This is a genomic window from Nitratireductor sp. J20-h4, assembly GCF_056780505.1.
Genome location: NZ_CM165557.1, coordinates 487,459 through 502,985 on the forward strand (window position 1 = coordinate 487,459; position 15,527 = coordinate 502,985).

The 15,527-nt window shown below is 64.7% G+C and carries 17 protein-coding genes; 4 read left to right on the plus strand and 13 right to left on the minus strand.

The window, feature by feature from the left end; genetic code table 11:
• Window positions 1–1,182, minus strand: a complete 1,182-nt coding sequence (mnmA, locus tag ACT2B0_RS02375; protein ID WP_473461022.1) for a tRNA 2-thiouridine(34) synthase MnmA — start codon at window positions 1,180–1,182, stop codon at window positions 1–3.
• Between the two features lie 256 nt (window positions 1,183–1,438).
• On the opposite strand from mnmA, the gene sciP reads away from it, so the two are divergent.
• Window positions 1,439–1,714: a CtrA inhibitor SciP gene (sciP, locus tag ACT2B0_RS02380; protein ID WP_156713504.1), complete on the plus strand. Its 276-nt coding sequence runs from the start codon at window positions 1,439–1,441 to the stop codon at window positions 1,712–1,714.
• 5 nt (window positions 1,715–1,719) lie between these two features.
• On the opposite strand, the gene ACT2B0_RS02385 is transcribed toward sciP, so the two are convergent.
• Window positions 1,720–2,163 carry a paraquat-inducible protein A gene (locus tag ACT2B0_RS02385; RefSeq protein ID WP_481658444.1) on the minus strand — a complete coding sequence of 148 codons (444 nt, stop codon included), beginning with the start codon at window positions 2,161–2,163 and terminating at the stop codon, window positions 1,720–1,722.
• Between the two features lie 145 nt (window positions 2,164–2,308).
• The gene (locus ACT2B0_RS02390) at window positions 2,309–2,686 is read right to left on the minus strand and encodes a flagellar export protein FliJ (protein ID WP_473461028.1); all 378 of its coding nucleotides are present in this window, start codon (window positions 2,684–2,686) and stop codon (window positions 2,309–2,311) included.
• A gap of 432 nt (window positions 2,687–3,118) precedes the next feature.
• Between ACT2B0_RS02390 and ctrA the strand changes: the two genes are divergently transcribed.
• A complete protein-coding gene (gene ctrA, locus ACT2B0_RS02395) occupies window positions 3,119–3,814 on the plus strand; it encodes a response regulator transcription factor CtrA (RefSeq protein ID WP_106572178.1) in 696 nt (231 codons plus the stop codon).
• A gap of 187 nt (window positions 3,815–4,001) precedes the next feature.
• On the opposite strand, the gene ACT2B0_RS02400 is transcribed toward ctrA, so the two are convergent.
• Both ACT2B0_RS02400 and chpT read right to left on the minus strand, forming a co-directional pair.
• Window positions 4,002–4,370: a response regulator gene (locus ACT2B0_RS02400; protein WP_473461031.1), complete on the minus strand. Its 369-nt coding sequence runs from the start codon at window positions 4,368–4,370 to the stop codon at window positions 4,002–4,004.
• Window positions 4,371–4,528: 158 nt separating this feature from the next.
• The gene (gene chpT / locus ACT2B0_RS02405) at window positions 4,529–5,158 is read right to left on the minus strand and encodes a histidine phosphotransferase ChpT (protein ID WP_473461034.1); all 630 of its coding nucleotides are present in this window, start codon (window positions 5,156–5,158) and stop codon (window positions 4,529–4,531) included.
• Window positions 5,159–5,568: 410 nt separating this feature from the next.
• Here chpT and ACT2B0_RS02410 point away from each other — a divergent pair, with 410 nt between their 5' ends.
• Both ACT2B0_RS02410 and ACT2B0_RS02415 read left to right on the plus strand, forming a co-directional pair.
• Window positions 5,569–6,120 (plus strand): DUF1134 domain-containing protein, encoded by a 552-nt coding sequence (locus tag ACT2B0_RS02410; protein ID WP_473466213.1) that lies wholly within the window; start codon window positions 5,569–5,571, stop codon window positions 6,118–6,120.
• Window positions 6,121–6,256: 136 nt separating this feature from the next.
• On the plus strand, window positions 6,257–7,513 hold the full coding sequence (locus ACT2B0_RS02415; protein ID WP_473461038.1) for a coiled-coil domain-containing protein: 1,257 nt from the start codon (window positions 6,257–6,259) through the stop codon (window positions 7,511–7,513).
• Here the strand turns inward: ACT2B0_RS02415 and ACT2B0_RS02420 are convergent.
• The 8 genes from ACT2B0_RS02420 to ACT2B0_RS02455 form a co-directional block, all read right to left on the minus strand.
• A complete protein-coding gene (locus ACT2B0_RS02420) occupies window positions 7,502–8,329 on the minus strand; it encodes a TrmH family RNA methyltransferase (protein ID WP_473461041.1) in 828 nt (275 codons plus the stop codon). The two genes, ACT2B0_RS02415 and ACT2B0_RS02420, sit on opposite strands and share 12 nt — an antisense overlap.
• Window positions 8,330–8,439: 110 nt before the next feature.
• Entirely contained in the window at window positions 8,440–8,763 is a 324-nt protein-coding gene (locus ACT2B0_RS02425) for an ArsR/SmtB family transcription factor (RefSeq protein ID WP_473461043.1), read from the minus strand.
• A gap of 170 nt (window positions 8,764–8,933) precedes the next feature.
• On the minus strand, window positions 8,934–9,713 hold the full coding sequence (locus ACT2B0_RS02430) for a HugZ family pyridoxamine 5'-phosphate oxidase (RefSeq protein WP_473461045.1): 780 nt from the start codon (window positions 9,711–9,713) through the stop codon (window positions 8,934–8,936).
• Between the two features lie 36 nt (window positions 9,714–9,749).
• Window positions 9,750–10,907 carry a CaiB/BaiF CoA transferase family protein gene (locus tag ACT2B0_RS02435; protein WP_473461047.1) on the minus strand — a complete coding sequence of 386 codons (1,158 nt, stop codon included), beginning with the start codon at window positions 10,905–10,907 and terminating at the stop codon, window positions 9,750–9,752.
• Between the two features lie 17 nt (window positions 10,908–10,924).
• Entirely contained in the window at window positions 10,925–11,686 is a 762-nt protein-coding gene (locus ACT2B0_RS02440) for a 3-hydroxyacyl-CoA dehydrogenase (RefSeq protein ID WP_473461050.1), read from the minus strand.
• 636 nt (window positions 11,687–12,322) lie between these two features.
• Entirely contained in the window at window positions 12,323–13,504 is a 1,182-nt protein-coding gene (gene choV / locus ACT2B0_RS02445; protein ID WP_473461052.1) for a choline ABC transporter ATP-binding protein, read from the minus strand.
• Window positions 13,501–14,355 carry a choline ABC transporter permease subunit gene (gene choW / locus ACT2B0_RS02450; protein WP_473461055.1) on the minus strand — a complete coding sequence of 285 codons (855 nt, stop codon included), beginning with the start codon at window positions 14,353–14,355 and terminating at the stop codon, window positions 13,501–13,503. Before choW ends, choV begins: the two co-directional genes overlap by 4 nt.
• Before the next feature lie 182 nt (window positions 14,356–14,537).
• Window positions 14,538–15,482 carry a choline ABC transporter substrate-binding protein gene (locus ACT2B0_RS02455; protein ID WP_473461057.1) on the minus strand — a complete coding sequence of 315 codons (945 nt, stop codon included), beginning with the start codon at window positions 15,480–15,482 and terminating at the stop codon, window positions 14,538–14,540.
• Window positions 15,483–15,527: the final 45 nt, after the last annotated feature.

Sequence of the window (15,527 nt, forward strand, 5' to 3'; positions counted from 1 at the left end):
TCAGTCGTGCGCCGGCTCGGTGCGCAGACGCGCCAGGGCGGCTTCCGCGTCGTCCGCGCGACGCGAACGCTCGATGAAACCGCCGCCGAACACGCGCGCCTCATCGCCGGAATCGGAATAAAGCACGCAGGCTTGACCCGGCGCCACGCCGGTTTCGCCGTCGGGAAGCTCCACCACCGCCGCATCGCCGCGCCAACGCAGGATGGCCGGTCCCGGCGGCCGGGTCGAGCGCACCCTTGCAAAGACCTCCATGCCTTCGTCCGGCAGAGCATCGGGTGTTCCGTCGCCCAGCCAGTTGAAATCGCGCAGCGTCACCTGGCGGGTTTCGAGCGCCTCGCGCGGTCCGACGATGACGCGAGCGGTTTGGGCGTCGAGCTCGACGACGTAAAGCGGCTCTCCGGCCGCAATCCCGATCCCGCGACGCTGCCCGATCGTATAGTTGACGATGCCCTCATGGCGACCGAGCCTGCGCCCGTCGATATGGACGATGTCGCCCTGCGTGGCCGCTTCCGGCTTCAACCGGGCGATGATATCGGCGTAGCGGCCCTGCGGCACGAAGCAGATGTCCTGGCTGTCCTGCTTGCCTGAAACGCTCAGCCCCATCTCCTCGGCCATCGCGCGCACCGCGCTCTTGGCCATCCCGCCAAGCGGAAAGCGCAGATAATCGACCTGCTCCTGCGTGGTGGCGAAAAGGAAATAACTCTGGTCGCGATCGGCGTCGGCCGGGCGGTACAGCGCCCTGTGCGCGCCATGGGCGCGCGAACGGATGTAATGCCCGGTAGCCAGCGCGTCCGCGCCGAGCTCGCGCGCGGTCGCCAGCAGATCGGCGAACTTGACGGTCTGGTTGCAGGCTACGCAGGGGATCGGCGTCTCGCCGGACAGATAGCTGGCCGCGAACGGGTCGATCACGGCCTCGCGAAAACGCTTCTCGTAGTTGAGTACGTAGTGCGGCATATCAAGCGTTGCCGCCACGCGCCGCGCGTCCTCGATGTCGCGGCCGGCGCAACACGACCCGGCCCGGTGCGCGGCTTCGCCGTGATCGTAGAGCTGCAGCGTGATGCCGATCACATCGTAGCCTTCACGCTTCAGAAGCCCGGCGACGACGGAGGAATCGACGCCGCCGGACATCGCCACGACGACGCGTGTGTCCTGCGGGCGGCCCGGGAGGTCGAGGCTGTTCATGATCGATACGGCTCGTCGTTCGAAGTCGCGGCGGTAATGCCAACACACCTAAGATAGGTCAAGCGGACCGCCACCGCCAGTTGGCGCCAGGTTCGCTCGGACAAAGCTGATTGCGCCCGCCGTAGGGGGCCCGATCGTTCAAGTTTTATCCAGTCTCGTTTCGCGACAACGCCGTGTGGAGCGTTTAGCGCTTTTTTAAAGCTGTGGGATTAGTTTGGAGAAGATTGGTGTTTGAGTGAGTAGTTCAGAGAGTGCAATGACCGATCTGGTTAGACCTCGCGTTAAGTACGTTATTGGGCCAGACGGCAGCCCGCTCACCATTGCCGACCTGCCGCCTTCGAACACAAGGCGCTGGGTGATCCGCCGCAAGGCGGAGGTTGTGGCGGCGGTGCGCGGTGGCTTGCTCAGTCTCGATGAAGCCTGTCAGCGCTATACGCTGACCGTCGAGGAATTTCTATCCTGGCAAGCCTCGATCGATGAATACGGCCTGGCCGGCCTGCGCACGACACGCATCCAGCAATATCGCCACTAGGCCGGCTATGGCCGGCGGCGCACAAGCGCCGCCGCCGTTGCCGTCAACACCGCCGAGGCGGCGAAAAACCACAGGCCGGGCTGCGCGGCGGCGGCGGCCAGGCCGCTCGTCTTGGCGGCGAAGATCACCAGGGCGACCAGCACCACATCCAGCATCGACCAATTGGACAGGGCCGCCAGCCAGCGCGGCAACGCCCGGTGCGCTCCGTCGCCGGCATAGGCCGCGACATGCAGCAGACCGAGTTTCAAGGTCGGGAACGCGATCGAAAACAGCCCGACGAGCAGCGCCAGCAAGCGGTCGCCCGTGGTCCACAGGCCGAAGACCAGGCCCGCGAGCGACGGTTCCTCGGTGAACACCAGCAGCCGTTCGACGCGCAGCAATGGCAGGGCAATCCCGAACGCGAAACTCAAGGTTGCGATAAACAGCAGGGCGGGCAGGAGATAACGCATCCCGGCCCTATACTGCAGCGATGTCGGCAAGGGGAGTCGCGTCCTGCGCAGGGACTGGGCGTAATCCGGTTCTTGCGCGTGCGATCGGGAAGGCATGTCCGCTCGCCGGGCGGACCGAGGAGTGTGGCGGTTTTGGTCTTGTGGATCAGCCGACGATGGCGCGGCGGAGTTCGCTTTCGGCCTCGCGCACCCGCGCATCGCGGGTCTCGAGCTGCTCGGCCTTGGCGAGCTCGGCTTCCGCTTCCGCCAACACCGCTTCGGCATTGGCTTTTTGCTCGATCAGGTCGAGCCGCGAATTGTTGAGATTGTCCCGACGCTGGCGTGCGGCCTTCGCGAAAGTCGGATACGCGAAATGCGAGATGTCGGTGATGCCGGACTTTTTTTCCTCATGCAGGATCTGGGCGTCCAGTTCGGCTGCCATGCGGTCGAAATCGGCAATCATCGCATCAAGCTGAGCCAATTGCCGGCGGCTCTCGCTGACCTTGAATTGCTTCAGCCGGACCAGGTTTCCACGTGACTTCATTACCCACACTCCACAATACGCTACTCACGAACGCGCACACCCAACTCGCCGCGCCTTCTCCCGGTCGCTGCCACCGTTACAGATATCCTCAACTTTCTCTGTCGCGGTAACCATTCGTTTACGGGCACCGTTAATCATAGTGAGGAGGGCTTAAGGCCCGGTAAAGAAATCCGGTCCGCCGGGGACGAAACCGGCAAGCTGAGTCCTCCGAGTCGGTTGTACCGATTTCCTAAACCAGGACTTTAACGAGTGTGGCTGAAGATTCATGTGTGGATTCAAGAAGGTGACAAAACGTGCTAAACGTTTGGCCTGCGCTTGCCAGACTGAATCAGATTTTGTTAACCATTTGCTGGCAGCCTCCGATTCACGTAATGGCTGCTCCCGGGACGGTCGAGCCGCGACGGCGGTCGGGCGGCAGAGAAGGGGAATGAAATGCGCGTCCTTTTGATCGAAGACGATGGTGCCACGGCGCAGAGCATCGAGTTGATGCTCAAGTCGGAGAGCTTCAACGTCTACACCACCGATCTCGGTGAAGAAGGTGTCGACCTCGGCAAGCTCTACGATTACGACATCATCCTGCTCGACCTCAATCTTCCGGACATGTCCGGTTACGAGGTCCTGCGCACGCTGCGGCTTTCCAAGGTCAAGACGCCGATCCTCATCCTGTCCGGCCTCGCCGGCATCGAGGACAAGGTGCGCGGCCTCGGTTTCGGCGCCGACGACTACATGACCAAGCCGTTCCACAAGGACGAGCTGGTGGCGCGCATCCACGCCATCGTGCGCCGCTCCAAGGGGCACGCCCAGTCCGTCATCACCACCGGCGACCTGATCGTCAATCTCGACGCCAAGACGGTGGAGGTCGGCGGCCAGCGTGTCCATCTGACCGGCAAGGAATATCAGATGCTGGAGCTTCTTTCCCTGCGCAAGGGAACGACGCTCACCAAGGAGATGTTCCTCAACCACCTTTACGGCGGGATGGACGAACCTGAACTGAAGATCATCGACGTCTTCATCTGCAAATTGCGCAAGAAGCTCGATGCGGCCTCCGGCGGCCAGAACTTTATCGAGACGGTCTGGGGCCGTGGCTACGTGCTGCGCGAGCCAGAGGAAGTGCGCGCCAGCGCCTGACCCTGACCGGCCTTGACGATCGGACACAATGCCCGGCAGTGCCGGGCATTTTTCGTTCCGGGTCTGCCTGGATTTGCCTTTTGTGACGCGGCGCAGCGGCGTTGGAAGCCGGACGGCCGCGTGCCGAGCGGCCCGAAACGCACCGGAAAAGCCATAAAGGGCGGCCAAACCCCGGCGCGCTGGTTTCTTACGCGGCTTCCTGCAGTTCGCGAAACCGCTCGACGAGTTGTGTGCGGTTGAACGGTTTGAACATGTAGCCGTTCGCGCCCGCGCGCTTGGCCCGCATGATTGTCCCGATATCGAACTCCAGGATCGAGATCAGGATGCGCACGTTCTTGCCATCGGGCAACGCCTTGACGTCGCGGATGAAGTCGCTCGAGGCCATGTCGGGCAGCACGCAGTCGACAATGATCGTGTCGGGCATCTGCGTGGCGCACATGGCCAGCGCGTCGGTGCCGTTGGAGGCTTCCACGACCACGGTGTCCTGGCTTCCCAAAATCCGGTTGACGACTTTGCGGATGATGCTGGAGTCGTCGATGATCATGCAGCGTTTCATCGTCCCAATCCCTGATCTCGGCCCAAATTGCCGGCATTCCGGCTACCCCAACCGCATCCTAGAGCGAGATCGTAAAGGAATTGGCTAGGTCGGTACCCAAAATTTGAACGGTCGCCGGAATTGGGCGCGGCGGCCGTTGCGGCGTGGCGCGCGGCCGGTCAGGCGACCGTCAGCGTCACGTCGTCGGCCGTGGCGCGGATCGAAATCGTCCGGCCGGCCTCGCGCGCCAGCAGCAATGTGTAATAGGGCTGCACGGCGTGGGCGTCGATCGGCTCCTCGGGTTTCGTGCCCGAGTGCATTTCGAGAAATTTGGGCGGCACGCGCACCATCGGTCCGGTCGCCTTGATGGTGAAGCGGGGGCTGGTTTCGAGATCGGCCAGATCGACCGCCAGGCGCCCGCCGCGCGGAATGGCGCCGGCGGCGACCATGACCAGGTTCAACAGCAGCTTGACCTCGTTCTTGGGCAGGAGCGCACGTGCGCCGTTCCATTCGAGTTCGGGTTTCTCGTTGGCGAAAAAAGCCGCCGCGACCGAGGCCGCGTCGCCGGTGTCGATCTGCATGCCCGCCGATCCCGCCGCTCCGAACGCGATCCGTGCGAATTGCAGCCGCGCCGAGGCGGTGCGGGCGCTCTGGCGGATGAGCGCCATGGCGTCCTCGTCGGCTCCGCCTTCGTCCAGGAGTTCCAGACCGTTATTGATCGCGCCGACGGGCGAGATGATGTCGTGACACACGCGGCTGCACAGAAGGGCGGCCAGGTCGGGAGCGGAAAGTGTGAACAGTTCGGACATTGACCGTTTCTCCTCGCGCAAACGGAACGCCGTGGCTTGTCGCGTCGGCCCCGCCTGAAATAACGCCCATTTCGGCTACAGGGTATCCGGCGCGAATCACCGGTTCCATGCCGGTCCGTTTCGTTACACATGGTGGGGGCCGCTGCAACAAAAGCGCCGTGCGCGCGCGTATCTTCCGGCCTTCGAAGCGCCATCTTCATTCGCTTAGTTGCCGCCTGGAAAGCGTTTGGTAACCAGGTTTCGGCAATCATGAAGAGCGTCAAACCACGAAAAGTCGACCGCTCGCGGGCCGGCGCGAGCCCGCGCGCGTCGCTGCCAACCGCCCTGTCGGCGCAGACATTCGGCCACGCCGCTCGGCAAGGGAGACCGATTTGAGAGATTTGCAGAAGACCCGGACAAAGGTCCGTCAGATGTTCGCCGCCGCGTTTCTCGCCGTCGCGGCGCTGGTGACGGCGCCGTCGCCGGGCACGGCTGCGGAAGACGGGTATTCCTCCCAGGAAATCGTCGAATCAGGTCACCGGTTTTTCGGCGCCACTTCGGGCGGTTTGGCGACGGTGATCGAGAAGATCTTCTCCGCCTACGGCACGCCCAACGGTTATATTCTCGGCGAGGAAGGTTCCGGTGCCGTCGTCGGCGGGCTGACCTACGGCGAGGGCAACCTCTACACCAAGAATGCGGGCGACCACCCGGTGTTCTGGCAGGGACCGTCGATCGGCTGGGATTTCGGCGGCCAGGGCTCGCGCACGATGATGCTCGTCTACGACCTCCAGACCGTCGACGGTCTTTACCGCCGGTTCATCGGGGTAGCCGGGTCCGCTTATGTTGTCGCCGGAGCGGGCTTCAACGTACTCAAGCATGGCGACATGCTGCTGATCCCGGTTCGCACCGGCGTCGGCGCCCGGCTGGGCGTCAATATCGGCTATCTCAAGCTCACCCAGCGCCCGACCTGGAATCCGTTCTGAGCCCGGCCTGCGCGCGGCAGGCCCGGGCCTTAACGTTAAGGCAAAGTAAATGCCGCTGCGCTATGGATCGTAACGGCGTCGCCGTGGCATCTTGTCGGCGGGCAACCATGACGCGAAGCTTGGCGGGCGGTCGGTCTTGATCGAATCCACACTGTTCTTCTCCCTGGGGTTTTTGTGCGCGGCCTTTCTCGCGCTGATGATCGCGCCCGCGCTGTGGCGACGCGCCGTTGCGCTCACCAGAAGGCGGATCGAGGCGTCGGTGCCGTTGTCGCTGGGCGAAATCGAAGCCGACAAGGATCGCATGCGCGCGGAATTCGCCATGTCGACCCGACGCCTGGAAATGAGCATCCAGACGTTTCGCGAAAAGGCCGCCAATCAGATCATCGAGATCAACCGCAATCAGGAACAGCTCAAGAAGCTGGCCGCCGAGCGCGCGGAAAAGAACGAGGCGATTACCGAGCTGGAAAAGCAGGCCGGCGCGTTGCGCGACGAACTGCGCCAGCGCGAGGATCGCCTGCAGCGCCTGGGCGAGCGGCTGGCCGAGACCGAGCGTGATATCGAGGACAAGGCGGTCGAACTCGACAAGCTCGGGCGCATGTATGACGAGGCCAGCCTTGCTGCCAGCAACCGGCAGATCGAGCTGGTCGCGCGCGAGGCGGAGTTCGAGCGCGTCTCCGGCGATGTCGGCACCTTGCGCGAGCAGAGGAAGGACGCCGAACGGCGCCTGCGCGATGCGGTCAGCGACAGCAAGGTTCTGCAGGAAAGCCTGCGCGCGGAGAAGAAGAAGAGCGGCGGTCTGGAAAAGAAGCTGGAGCGCCTGACCACGACGCTGAGCGACCGCGAAGACAAACTCGACCGGCGCGAAAGTGAACTCGCCCGCCTGCGCGGGCAGCTCAAGGGTTCGTCCAAGACGGAGAGCGAGCTCAGCGCCGAGCTTGCCGAATCGGAAAAGAACCGGGTCCAGCTTGAAGCCGAGGTCGCCGATCTAACCCTGCAGATGTCGACGCTGCTCTCGGGGGCGACCGGCGGCGATGTCGAAAAGGCGGTCGCCAGGGTCGATCAGCAGCGCGAACGGCTCGAAGAGCGCATGAAGCTCATCCTGCGCGAGAACCGCAAGCTCAAGACCGAATTGTCGACCCATGCGCGTGCCCGCTCCGACGACTGGGACGAGCAGCGCCGCGAAAACGCGTTGCTGCGCGAGCAGATCAACGATCTGGCCGCGGAGGTCGTCAAGCTGACCGAGATGCTCGACGGTCCCGATTCGCCGATCAGCGAGGAACTGGCGAAGGCCGGCGAAGGGGCTGCGCATACCGCCTCTGGCGGCACGGGATCGTCGGTGACCAGCCTTGCAGAGCGCGTACGCGCGCTTAAGGACGCGGCTTCAGTCCGCTGAGTTCCCTGAGTCCGCTTCGTGCCAGAGCCGGTGCAGGGCAATGGCGGAGGCAGCCGCCACGTTCAAACTGTCGAACTCTTCCGACATCGGGATGCGCACCGTGCGCATCGATCGCATCACCGGTTCAGGCAGTCCTGGACCTTCGCTGCCGAAAAACAGCGCCCGGCGCCGGCCGGGCCGGTACGCGCCGATGGCCGTGCCGCCCGACGGCGACAAGGCCAGGCAGTCGAAGCCGTTTCCGGAAAGACGGTCGACTATCTCCTCCACGGCACCGGCGCGCACGAACGGCACCTTCAGCGCCGCGCCGACCGAGACGCGGATCGCCTTGCGGTAGAGCGGATCGCCCGCTGTCGCATCGAGAACGATCAGATCGGCTTGGAAGGCGGCGGCGTTGCGGAAGATGGCGCCGATATTGTCGTGATTGGCAAGCCCGGTCAGCACGACCACCAGCGCGTTGTCTCCGAGTGCGCCGAGTGCCGTATCGAGGTCGCGCGTCGGGCCCCGGCGGCCGATCGCCAGAATGCCGCGATGGACGTGGAAGCCCGCCACCGCGTCGAGCACGGCGGCCGGGCACACATAGGCCGGCACGCCGTCGGGCGCGGCCTCGATCAGCCCGCGGGCGCCGGCCAGACGGTTCTCCAGAAGGAGCAGCGATTCCGTCTCGAACCTGCTGTGGCGCAACAAGACATTGAGCACGACCTTGCCTTCGGCGATGAAACGCCCTTGGCGGCCGACGAGGTCGCGTTCGCGAATGTCGCGATAGGCGGCAAGCCGGGGGTCGGCCGGATCGTCGACGGGAATGATTTCGGCTGGCATATGGGGAGAATCCGGTACCGATAGCAAAACCCGATCATCGGTCAAATCGGCGAAGCTGTGAACCGGGTCCGGTCGCGCCGAAGGCATTTGTGCCCGCGCGCATGCGGCGGTCAGCGCTTTTCTGAAACCGCGCGCTCATCATCGTCGGCGAATATGTCGTCGAGGGCTTTGAACAGCCTTCTGACATCCTCCGACCCGCAGGAATAATAGATGGTCTGTTTGTCCCGGCGCGTGTGCACCAGGCCGAGATTGCGCAGCCGGGCCAGGTGCTGCGAGAGCGCGGACTGGCTGAGCCCGACCTTCGAGGCGATCACCCCGACCGGCAATTCGCGCCCGAGGATCTCGCACATGATCTGTATTCGCTTGCTGTTTGCGAACGCGGTTAGAAATTCTGCTGCGGTGTCGGCATGAGCCAAGAGTTGTACTGGTGCCAATGTCCGCCTCCTGCGAGGGGATTGATCTGATCGTTTTTTTTCAGGAAGCCGGGATCGGAAACCGATCCAACCGGATGCCCCATACCCGGCCGTTACCCCCTGTATCAATGAAGTTAGTCCAGATTCGATGCGGACGAAAGCGCAGGCGCGCCAAATAATGGCGCTTCGCCTCACGAAGTCGTGGATGCGTTGTGATTTCGCGCCGTTTTCGCCATATCGACCAGAATGCCGCGCAAGTCGGCGGCGTCCGCCAGGGGGCGGGCGAAGAAGATCCGCCGGGTCGTGTCGCCGCTGGCAATGTCCAGCCCTTCCGCGTCGATGCCGGTCAGGAACCAGCGTCGCTTGTCCCTGGCGCCGGCGAAATGGCGCGCATAGGCAGCAACCGCGTCGCCGTGGTCTGCATTCATGTGATCGATCGCGCCCTGTTCGGTGTCGGCAAGGGCGGTGTTGGCGGGATGGTCGGCGATGAGGTCGGCCCGTTCCAGCAGATAGGCCCGGGCAAAGCCGCCATTCAGGCTCGCACTCTGAGGGGCAAGCCGGAAGAAGGAAAAATCGCCGAAATCGGCATAGAGCTTCGCCTTGGGATGCCGGTTGAGGTAGCGGCGGCGGGCGCGCGCGCCCACCGGGGCGTCGCGGTCGAGCTTTTCGGCGCGACAGCTCAGCGTGATGCGCGGATGGGCGAGCGGGTCGCCCTTGCCGGGCTCGCCGAGCAGCAACGAGCAGCGCGGGTCGGCCAGCAGCCCGGCGGTGTGGCCGGACAATGCCGAGACCAGGATCAGCGGCGTACCGTCGAGATCGGTCGCCGTCGCCACCCGGCTGACCGAGGGCGCTCCGGTCTTTGGGTTGAGCACGGCCAGCGCGCCGAAGCGGGCGGTGCGTATCAGCGTGCCGGCGAGCCTGATGGCGTCGGCATCGGTCTCACGGATCGGGTCGGATTTCTTCTCGGTCATTTTTGTCCCGCGGAGCGGCCGCATCGTTGCAGCCGTTCATGCACCGAGAATGCCCGCGTCGACAAGAGGAGCGGCTCTGGCCGCCTCGATGCCGAAATCGCTCAAAATAGCGGATGCGGGCCGTTTGACCGCCGGTCCGCACGCCCCGGACGGGGTTGCGGCGAAACGCGGGGCAGGGCCGGGCCGGGTCAGGCCGCCGGTCTTGATATGGGTCGCCCGCGCCCGGTTGTGCGGATGCGTCGGCGCTTCGGCAAGCGACAGCACCGGCGCGACGCAGGCATCGCTGTCTGCGAACAGGGCCGCCCAGTGGTCGCGGGGTTCGGATTGCAGCCTGGCGGCGATCGCGGCGCGCATCTCGTCCCAGCGCGCCGTTTCGTACTGCGCCTTGGCCAGGCCCTCCTCGAGCGGCAGCAGGCGCGCGAATTCGGCGAAGAATTGCGGCTCCAGACAGGCGACGGCGACATGTTTGTCATCGGCCGTCTCGTAGGTGTCGTAGAACGGGCAGCCCGAATCGAGCAGGTTGGCGCCACGTCTGTCCTGCCAGATGCCGGCCGCCATGAAGGCGAAGAACGGTGCGGCGAGCATGGAAGCGCCGTCGATCATCGCCGCGTCCACCACCTGGCCTTTGCCGGTGCGCGCCCGCGCCACCAGGGCGGCCAGCACGCCGGCGATCAAAAACATCGTCCCGCCGCCATAGTCGGCGACGAGATTGAGGGGCGGCAGCGGCTTGCCGTCTTTGGGGCCGATTGCGTGCAGGACGCCGGACAGGGCCAGATAGGTCAGGTCGTGCCCGGCCCGTTCGGCGAGCGGCCCGTCCTGGCCGAATCCGGTCATGCGACCGTAAACGAGCCCGGCATTGTCGGCGCATAGCACCTCCGGCCCCAACCCCAGCCGCTCCATGACGCCGGGTCGGTAGCCCTCGATGAGGACGTCGGCCCCGGCGGCGAGGCGGCGTACCAGCGCAGCGCCGTCGGGGTGCTTGAGATCGATCCTGAGCGTGTCGCGACCGTGGCGGTCGAGATCGAAGGCCTCGGGGATGTTCAGGAACGGGCGTCCGCCGCGCAGGCGCTCGACGCGCACGATTTGTGCGCCCATCTCGGCGAGCATGAGTCCGGCGAGCGGCACCGGGCCGATCCCCGCCATCTCGACGACCTTGAGGCCGGCGAGCGGTCCGGTGCTCTGCGTGCTCTCCATCGCCCGCCGTCCTCGGTTCAGCGGGGCGCCATGCGGATCGCGCCGTCGAGGCGGATGGTCTCGCCGTTGAGCATCTGGTTGTCCACGATGTGGCAGGCGAGCGCGGCATATTCCGACGGTTCGCCCAGACGCGGCGGGAAGGGCACCTGCTGGCCGAGCGATTGCTGCGCCTCTTCCGGCAGGCCTGCCATCATCGGCGTGCGGAAAATGCCCGGCGCAATGGTGCACACCCGGATCCCGGCCCGCGACAGGTCGCGCGCCACCGGCAGGGTCAGGCCGACCACGCCGCCCTTGGAAGAGGAATAGGCCACCTGTCCGACCTGCCCGTCGAACGCGGCAACGGAAGCGGTGTTGACGATCACGCCGCGTTCGCCGCCATCCAGCGGCTCCAGCTTCTCGCAGCGCACGGCAAAAAGCCGGATCATGTTGAACGTGCCGATCAAATTGACCTCGATCACCTTGCGATAGGCGTCGAGCGAATGCGCGCCGTCCTTGCCGGTGGTCTTCATCGCGATGGCGATGCCGGCACAATTGACCAGGATGCGCGGTCCGCCCAGCTTTTCGGCCACTTCCGCGATCGCGGCTTCGGCGCCCTCGGCGCTGGAAACGTCGCAGCGCACGGCGATGCCGCCAAGCTCGTCGGCGACTTTCTGCGCGCGCTCCATGCCGACGTCGAGAATGGCGATCTTGGCTCCCTTGGCGGCCAGCGCCCGCGCCGTCGCCTCGCCCAGTCCCGAGCCGCCGCCTGTGACGATCGCAACTTCGCCCGATGGATTCATGGTGAGTTTCCTCCAGCAATGTTATGAAATAGAACCATCTAGTCTCATCGTAGCGCCGGCCGAGGCGGCTGCGCAAGCCGGGCGGCGACAGTGCCGGTCGATTGCGGTGACGATCAAGCGGAAAACCGCGGATAGGGTCGGGCACGGATCCGATCGGTTGCGCGAACGCCCCGCCACAGCGCGGCGCCGGCGGCAAACGACGCGGCGCGCCGGTCGTTTGCTGCCCGTGCGCGCCGCGCTCCCTACGGGTAACCGGCTTCGGTCAGCCCGCAGACATGTCGCGCAGCCGCTCGTTGCGGCGCCGGATCATCTCCAGCATGGCTCAACAGCAGCATCGACAGCGCCACCAGCAGGCTTGCCAGCGCCAGGATGGTGGGGCTGATTTCCTCCCGCAGGCCGGAGAATGCGCACCGTCATCGGCGTCCGTTGAAGATTGGCTGTTTTGAAGTTATCCCCGCCGATTTTCGATTGTAAGGTCTCTTATGAGTATTTCAAAAGTTCGTGAAATATTTGCCGCGCTGTTATTGACGGTACGAAAAACGTGACAATATGCGCGGATTTCTGGAAAACCCGGCACAAAATGCACGACGAATAGTCGGAGCGCTTGCCGGGTCCGCTGCGGCTCGCCCCGCCGCGCTACCGGCGCAGCACGGCGCCGAGCACGTCGCGGATGCCGATCGCGCCGATGAAGCGCGACTGTTCGTCGAACACCGCAACCGGCGCGGTCTGCGATTGGTGCATTGCGTGCATGACCGCCTTCAATGTCGTGCCCGGTTTGGCCCAGTAGACCTGATGGGTGTCCTCCGGCAGGGTTTCCAGCGGGTCGCACGCCGCCCAGATGGCGGGCTTTCCGTTGCGCTCGGCGCCGATGACCAGCATGTTTTCGTCGAGCCGGAAGCGGGTCGTCTGCCGGCGGTCGAGCCAGACCCAGCCGTCGCTGCCGATATCCAGGTCGCGCCGGTCGCGCATCACGTTCCACGCCGTCAGCACCGAAAGCGGATTCACGTTGGAAATGAAGTCGCGCACATAGTCGTTGGCCGGCTCCAGCACGATCTCTTCCGGCGAACCCGACTGCACGATGCGCCCGCCCTCCATGATGGTGATGCGGTTGCCGATCTTCAGCGCCTCCTCCAGATCGTGGCTGACGAAGATGATCGTCTTTTTCAGATCGCTCTGGAGCTGCAGCAATTCGTCCTGGAGCTTCGTACGAATGAGGGGGTCGAGCGCGGAAAACGGCTCGTCCATCAGAAGGATCGGCGCTTCGGTGGCGAAGGCGCGGGCCAGGCCGACGCGCTGCTGCATGCCGCCCGACAATTCATGCGCATATTTGTCCGCCCACTGGTCGAGGCGAACGAGTTCGAGCTGGCGCGCCACTCGTTCGCGCCGCTCCTTTTCCGGCACGCCGGCCAGTTCCAGGCCGAAGCCGACATTCTCGGCCACCGTGCGCCAGGGCAGCAAGGCGAATTGCTGGAAAACCATCGCCACGCATTCACGGCGGATCTTGCGCAATTCGGCCTCCGAACAGGAAACCACATCGGCCTGCCAGTTGTCGGCATGCACGATCACTTCGCCCCTCGTGACCGCGTTCAGGCGGTTGACCGCGCGCAGCAGGGTCGATTTGCCCGAGCCCGACAGGCCCATGAGCACCGAGATCTCGCCTTCCTCGACGGTCAGGCTGCAGCCCGCGCAGCCGAGCACGCTGCCCGTCTCGTCTAGGATTTCGGCCCGGTCGGCGCCCTTGTCGAGCAGGGCGAGCGCGGCCGCCTGCTGCTCGCCGAAGATGATGTCGACATCGCGAAACTCGACCGCCGTGCTCATTTGGCGTCTCCCCGCCCGATACGCGACATGCGGTCGAGGATGATCGCCACGATGACGATCGCCAGGCCGGCTTCCAGGCCGAGCGGAATATTGACCGAGTTCAGCGCCCGCACGACCGGCTTGCCGAGGCCGTTGGCGCCGATCAGCGCAGCGATCACCACCATCGACAGGCACAGCATGATGCATTGGGTCAGCCCGGCCATGATTGTCGGCAGCGCCGCTGGCAGTTCGACCTTCCACAGAAGCTGGCGTTTGGTGGCGCCGAAGGCTTCGCCGGCCTCCAGCATCGGTTTGGGCACCGAGGTGATGCCGAGATAGGTCAGCCGGATCGGCGCCGGCGAAGCGAAGATGACGGTCACGATCAGGCCCGGAGCAATACCGAGGCCGAACAGGATCAGCACCGGTATCAGGTAGACGAAGGTCGGCAGGGTCTGCATCAGGTCGAGCAGCGGCTGCATGAAGCGGTAGACGCTTTCCTTGTGGGCGGCCCAGATGCCGATCGGTACGCCGATCGCCATCGACACGGCGGCGGCGGCAACGACGAGGACGAACGTCTCGACGGTTTCCTTCCACAGATCCTGGTTGACGATGAACAAAAGCCCCAGCGCGACGGCCAGGGCGAGCTTCCACGATTTCTGCAGGTACCAGGCGAGGGCGGCGATCGCGGCGACCAGCACCACCGGCGGGGCCAGCAGCAGTATGTCGACGAGACCGTCGAGGACGAATTTAAGCCCATCGGCGATCGAATCGAAAAACCACTCGAAATTGCTGGTCAGAAAATCGAAGAACTGCTTGCCCCAGCGCCCGATCGGTATTTTGACGCTGGCGATCCAGTCCGAAATCGGATCCATGTCTTAGCCCCCACCGGATGCGCCGCCGGTCGGCGCACCCATGCCCATCCTGTCTCGCCGCGCCCGGCAATCGCCGCCACACGCACGACTGTCTACGCCCATTTGCCCGCCGGCGGCATCCAGCGCCAGCACGCCACGAACCGGTTTCGTCGCGGCCGCGCCCCCGCGGCCGCGATCGGCGATCACATGCCCAGCGCCGATTTGACCGCCGCCATGCCGTCGCCGCCATCGAGCGTGGTCACGCCGTCCAGCCACGGCGCGATCGCGTCGGGATTGGCCTTCAGCCACGCCGTCGCCGCGGCTTTCGGCTCGGCGCCGTCATCGAGGATCGCGCCCATGATCTCGTTTTCCATTTTCAGCGAAAAGACGAGGTTCTCGAGCAGCTTGCCGATATTCGGGCATTCCGTGGTGTAGCCGGCGCGCACATTGGTGTGCACGGTGGCGCCGCCGTAATTGGGGCCGAACACGTCATCGCCGCCGGCAAGGTAAGCCATCTCGATATTGGCGTTCATCGGATGCGGCTCCCAGCCGAGAAAGACCACGTCCTCCTTGTTGCCGACCGCCTTGGAGACCGCCGACAGCATGCCGGCTTCCGAGCTTTCGACCAGTTCGAAGCCCGACAGGCCGAACGTGTCGTTCTCGATCATGTCGAGGATCAGGCGATTGCCGTCATTGCCGGCCTCAATGCCGTAGATCTGGCCGTCGAGCTTGTCCTTGAACGTGGCGATGTCGCTGAAATTCTGCAGACCGGCGTCGAAGGTGTATTTCGGCACCGCCAGCGTATACTTGGCGCCTTCGAGATTGGTGGTGATCGTTTCCACCGTGCCGTCGTCGAGATAGGGACGGATGTCGGCTTCCATGGTCGGCATCCAGTTGCCGAGGAAGACGTCGATATCGTTCGACGCCAGCGATCTGTATGTGACGGGAACCGACAGGATTTCCACGCTGGGCTGGTAGCCGAGCGCCTCGGTGATGACGGAGGCCGCCGCCGTCGTCGCGGTGATGTCGGTCCAGCCGACATCGGAGAAGCGCACTTCCTTGCAGCTTTCAGGGTCGGCGGCCTGGGCGTGAGCCGACAGCGCGGCGCTCAGGCCGAGCGCGATGGCGAAGGTTTTGGTGCGGTGCATGAATTTTCTCCCGTTGAGACGCCTTATCGGAGCGCGACGGCATTG

Excerpts from the sequence above, each read along its gene's own strand:
- mnmA (WP_473461022.1), bottom strand. The coding sequence starts at position 1,182 with ATGAACAGCCTCGACCTCCCGGGCCGCCCGCAGGACACACGCGTCGTC.
- sciP (WP_156713504.1), top strand. The coding sequence starts at position 1,439 with ATGACCGATCTGGTTAGACCTCGCGTTAAGTACGTTATTGGGCCAGAC.
- ACT2B0_RS02385 (WP_481658444.1), bottom strand. The coding sequence starts at position 2,163 with ATGCGTTATCTCCTGCCCGCCCTGCTGTTTATCGCAACCTTGAGTTTC.
- ACT2B0_RS02390 (WP_473461028.1), bottom strand. The coding sequence starts at position 2,686 with ATGAAGTCACGTGGAAACCTGGTCCGGCTGAAGCAATTCAAGGTCAGC.
- ctrA (WP_106572178.1), top strand. The coding sequence starts at position 3,119 with ATGCGCGTCCTTTTGATCGAAGACGATGGTGCCACGGCGCAGAGCATC.
- ACT2B0_RS02400 (WP_473461031.1), bottom strand. The coding sequence starts at position 4,370 with ATGAAACGCTGCATGATCATCGACGACTCCAGCATCATCCGCAAAGTC.
- chpT (WP_473461034.1), bottom strand. The coding sequence starts at position 5,158 with ATGTCCGAACTGTTCACACTTTCCGCTCCCGACCTGGCCGCCCTTCTG.
- ACT2B0_RS02410 (WP_473466213.1), top strand. The coding sequence starts at position 5,569 with ATGTTCGCCGCCGCGTTTCTCGCCGTCGCGGCGCTGGTGACGGCGCCG.
- ACT2B0_RS02420 (WP_473461041.1), bottom strand. The coding sequence starts at position 8,329 with ATGCCAGCCGAAATCATTCCCGTCGACGATCCGGCCGACCCCCGGCTT.
- ACT2B0_RS02430 (WP_473461045.1), bottom strand. The coding sequence starts at position 9,713 with ATGACCGAGAAGAAATCCGACCCGATCCGTGAGACCGATGCCGACGCC.
- ACT2B0_RS02435 (WP_473461047.1), bottom strand. The coding sequence starts at position 10,907 with ATGGAGAGCACGCAGAGCACCGGACCGCTCGCCGGCCTCAAGGTCGTC.
- ACT2B0_RS02440 (WP_473461050.1), bottom strand. The coding sequence starts at position 11,686 with ATGAATCCATCGGGCGAAGTTGCGATCGTCACAGGCGGCGGCTCGGGA.
- choV (WP_473461052.1), bottom strand. The coding sequence starts at position 13,504 with ATGAGCACGGCGGTCGAGTTTCGCGATGTCGACATCATCTTCGGCGAG.
- choW (WP_473461055.1), bottom strand. The coding sequence starts at position 14,355 with ATGGATCCGATTTCGGACTGGATCGCCAGCGTCAAAATACCGATCGGG.
- ACT2B0_RS02455 (WP_473461057.1), bottom strand. The coding sequence starts at position 15,482 with ATGCACCGCACCAAAACCTTCGCCATCGCGCTCGGCCTGAGCGCCGCG.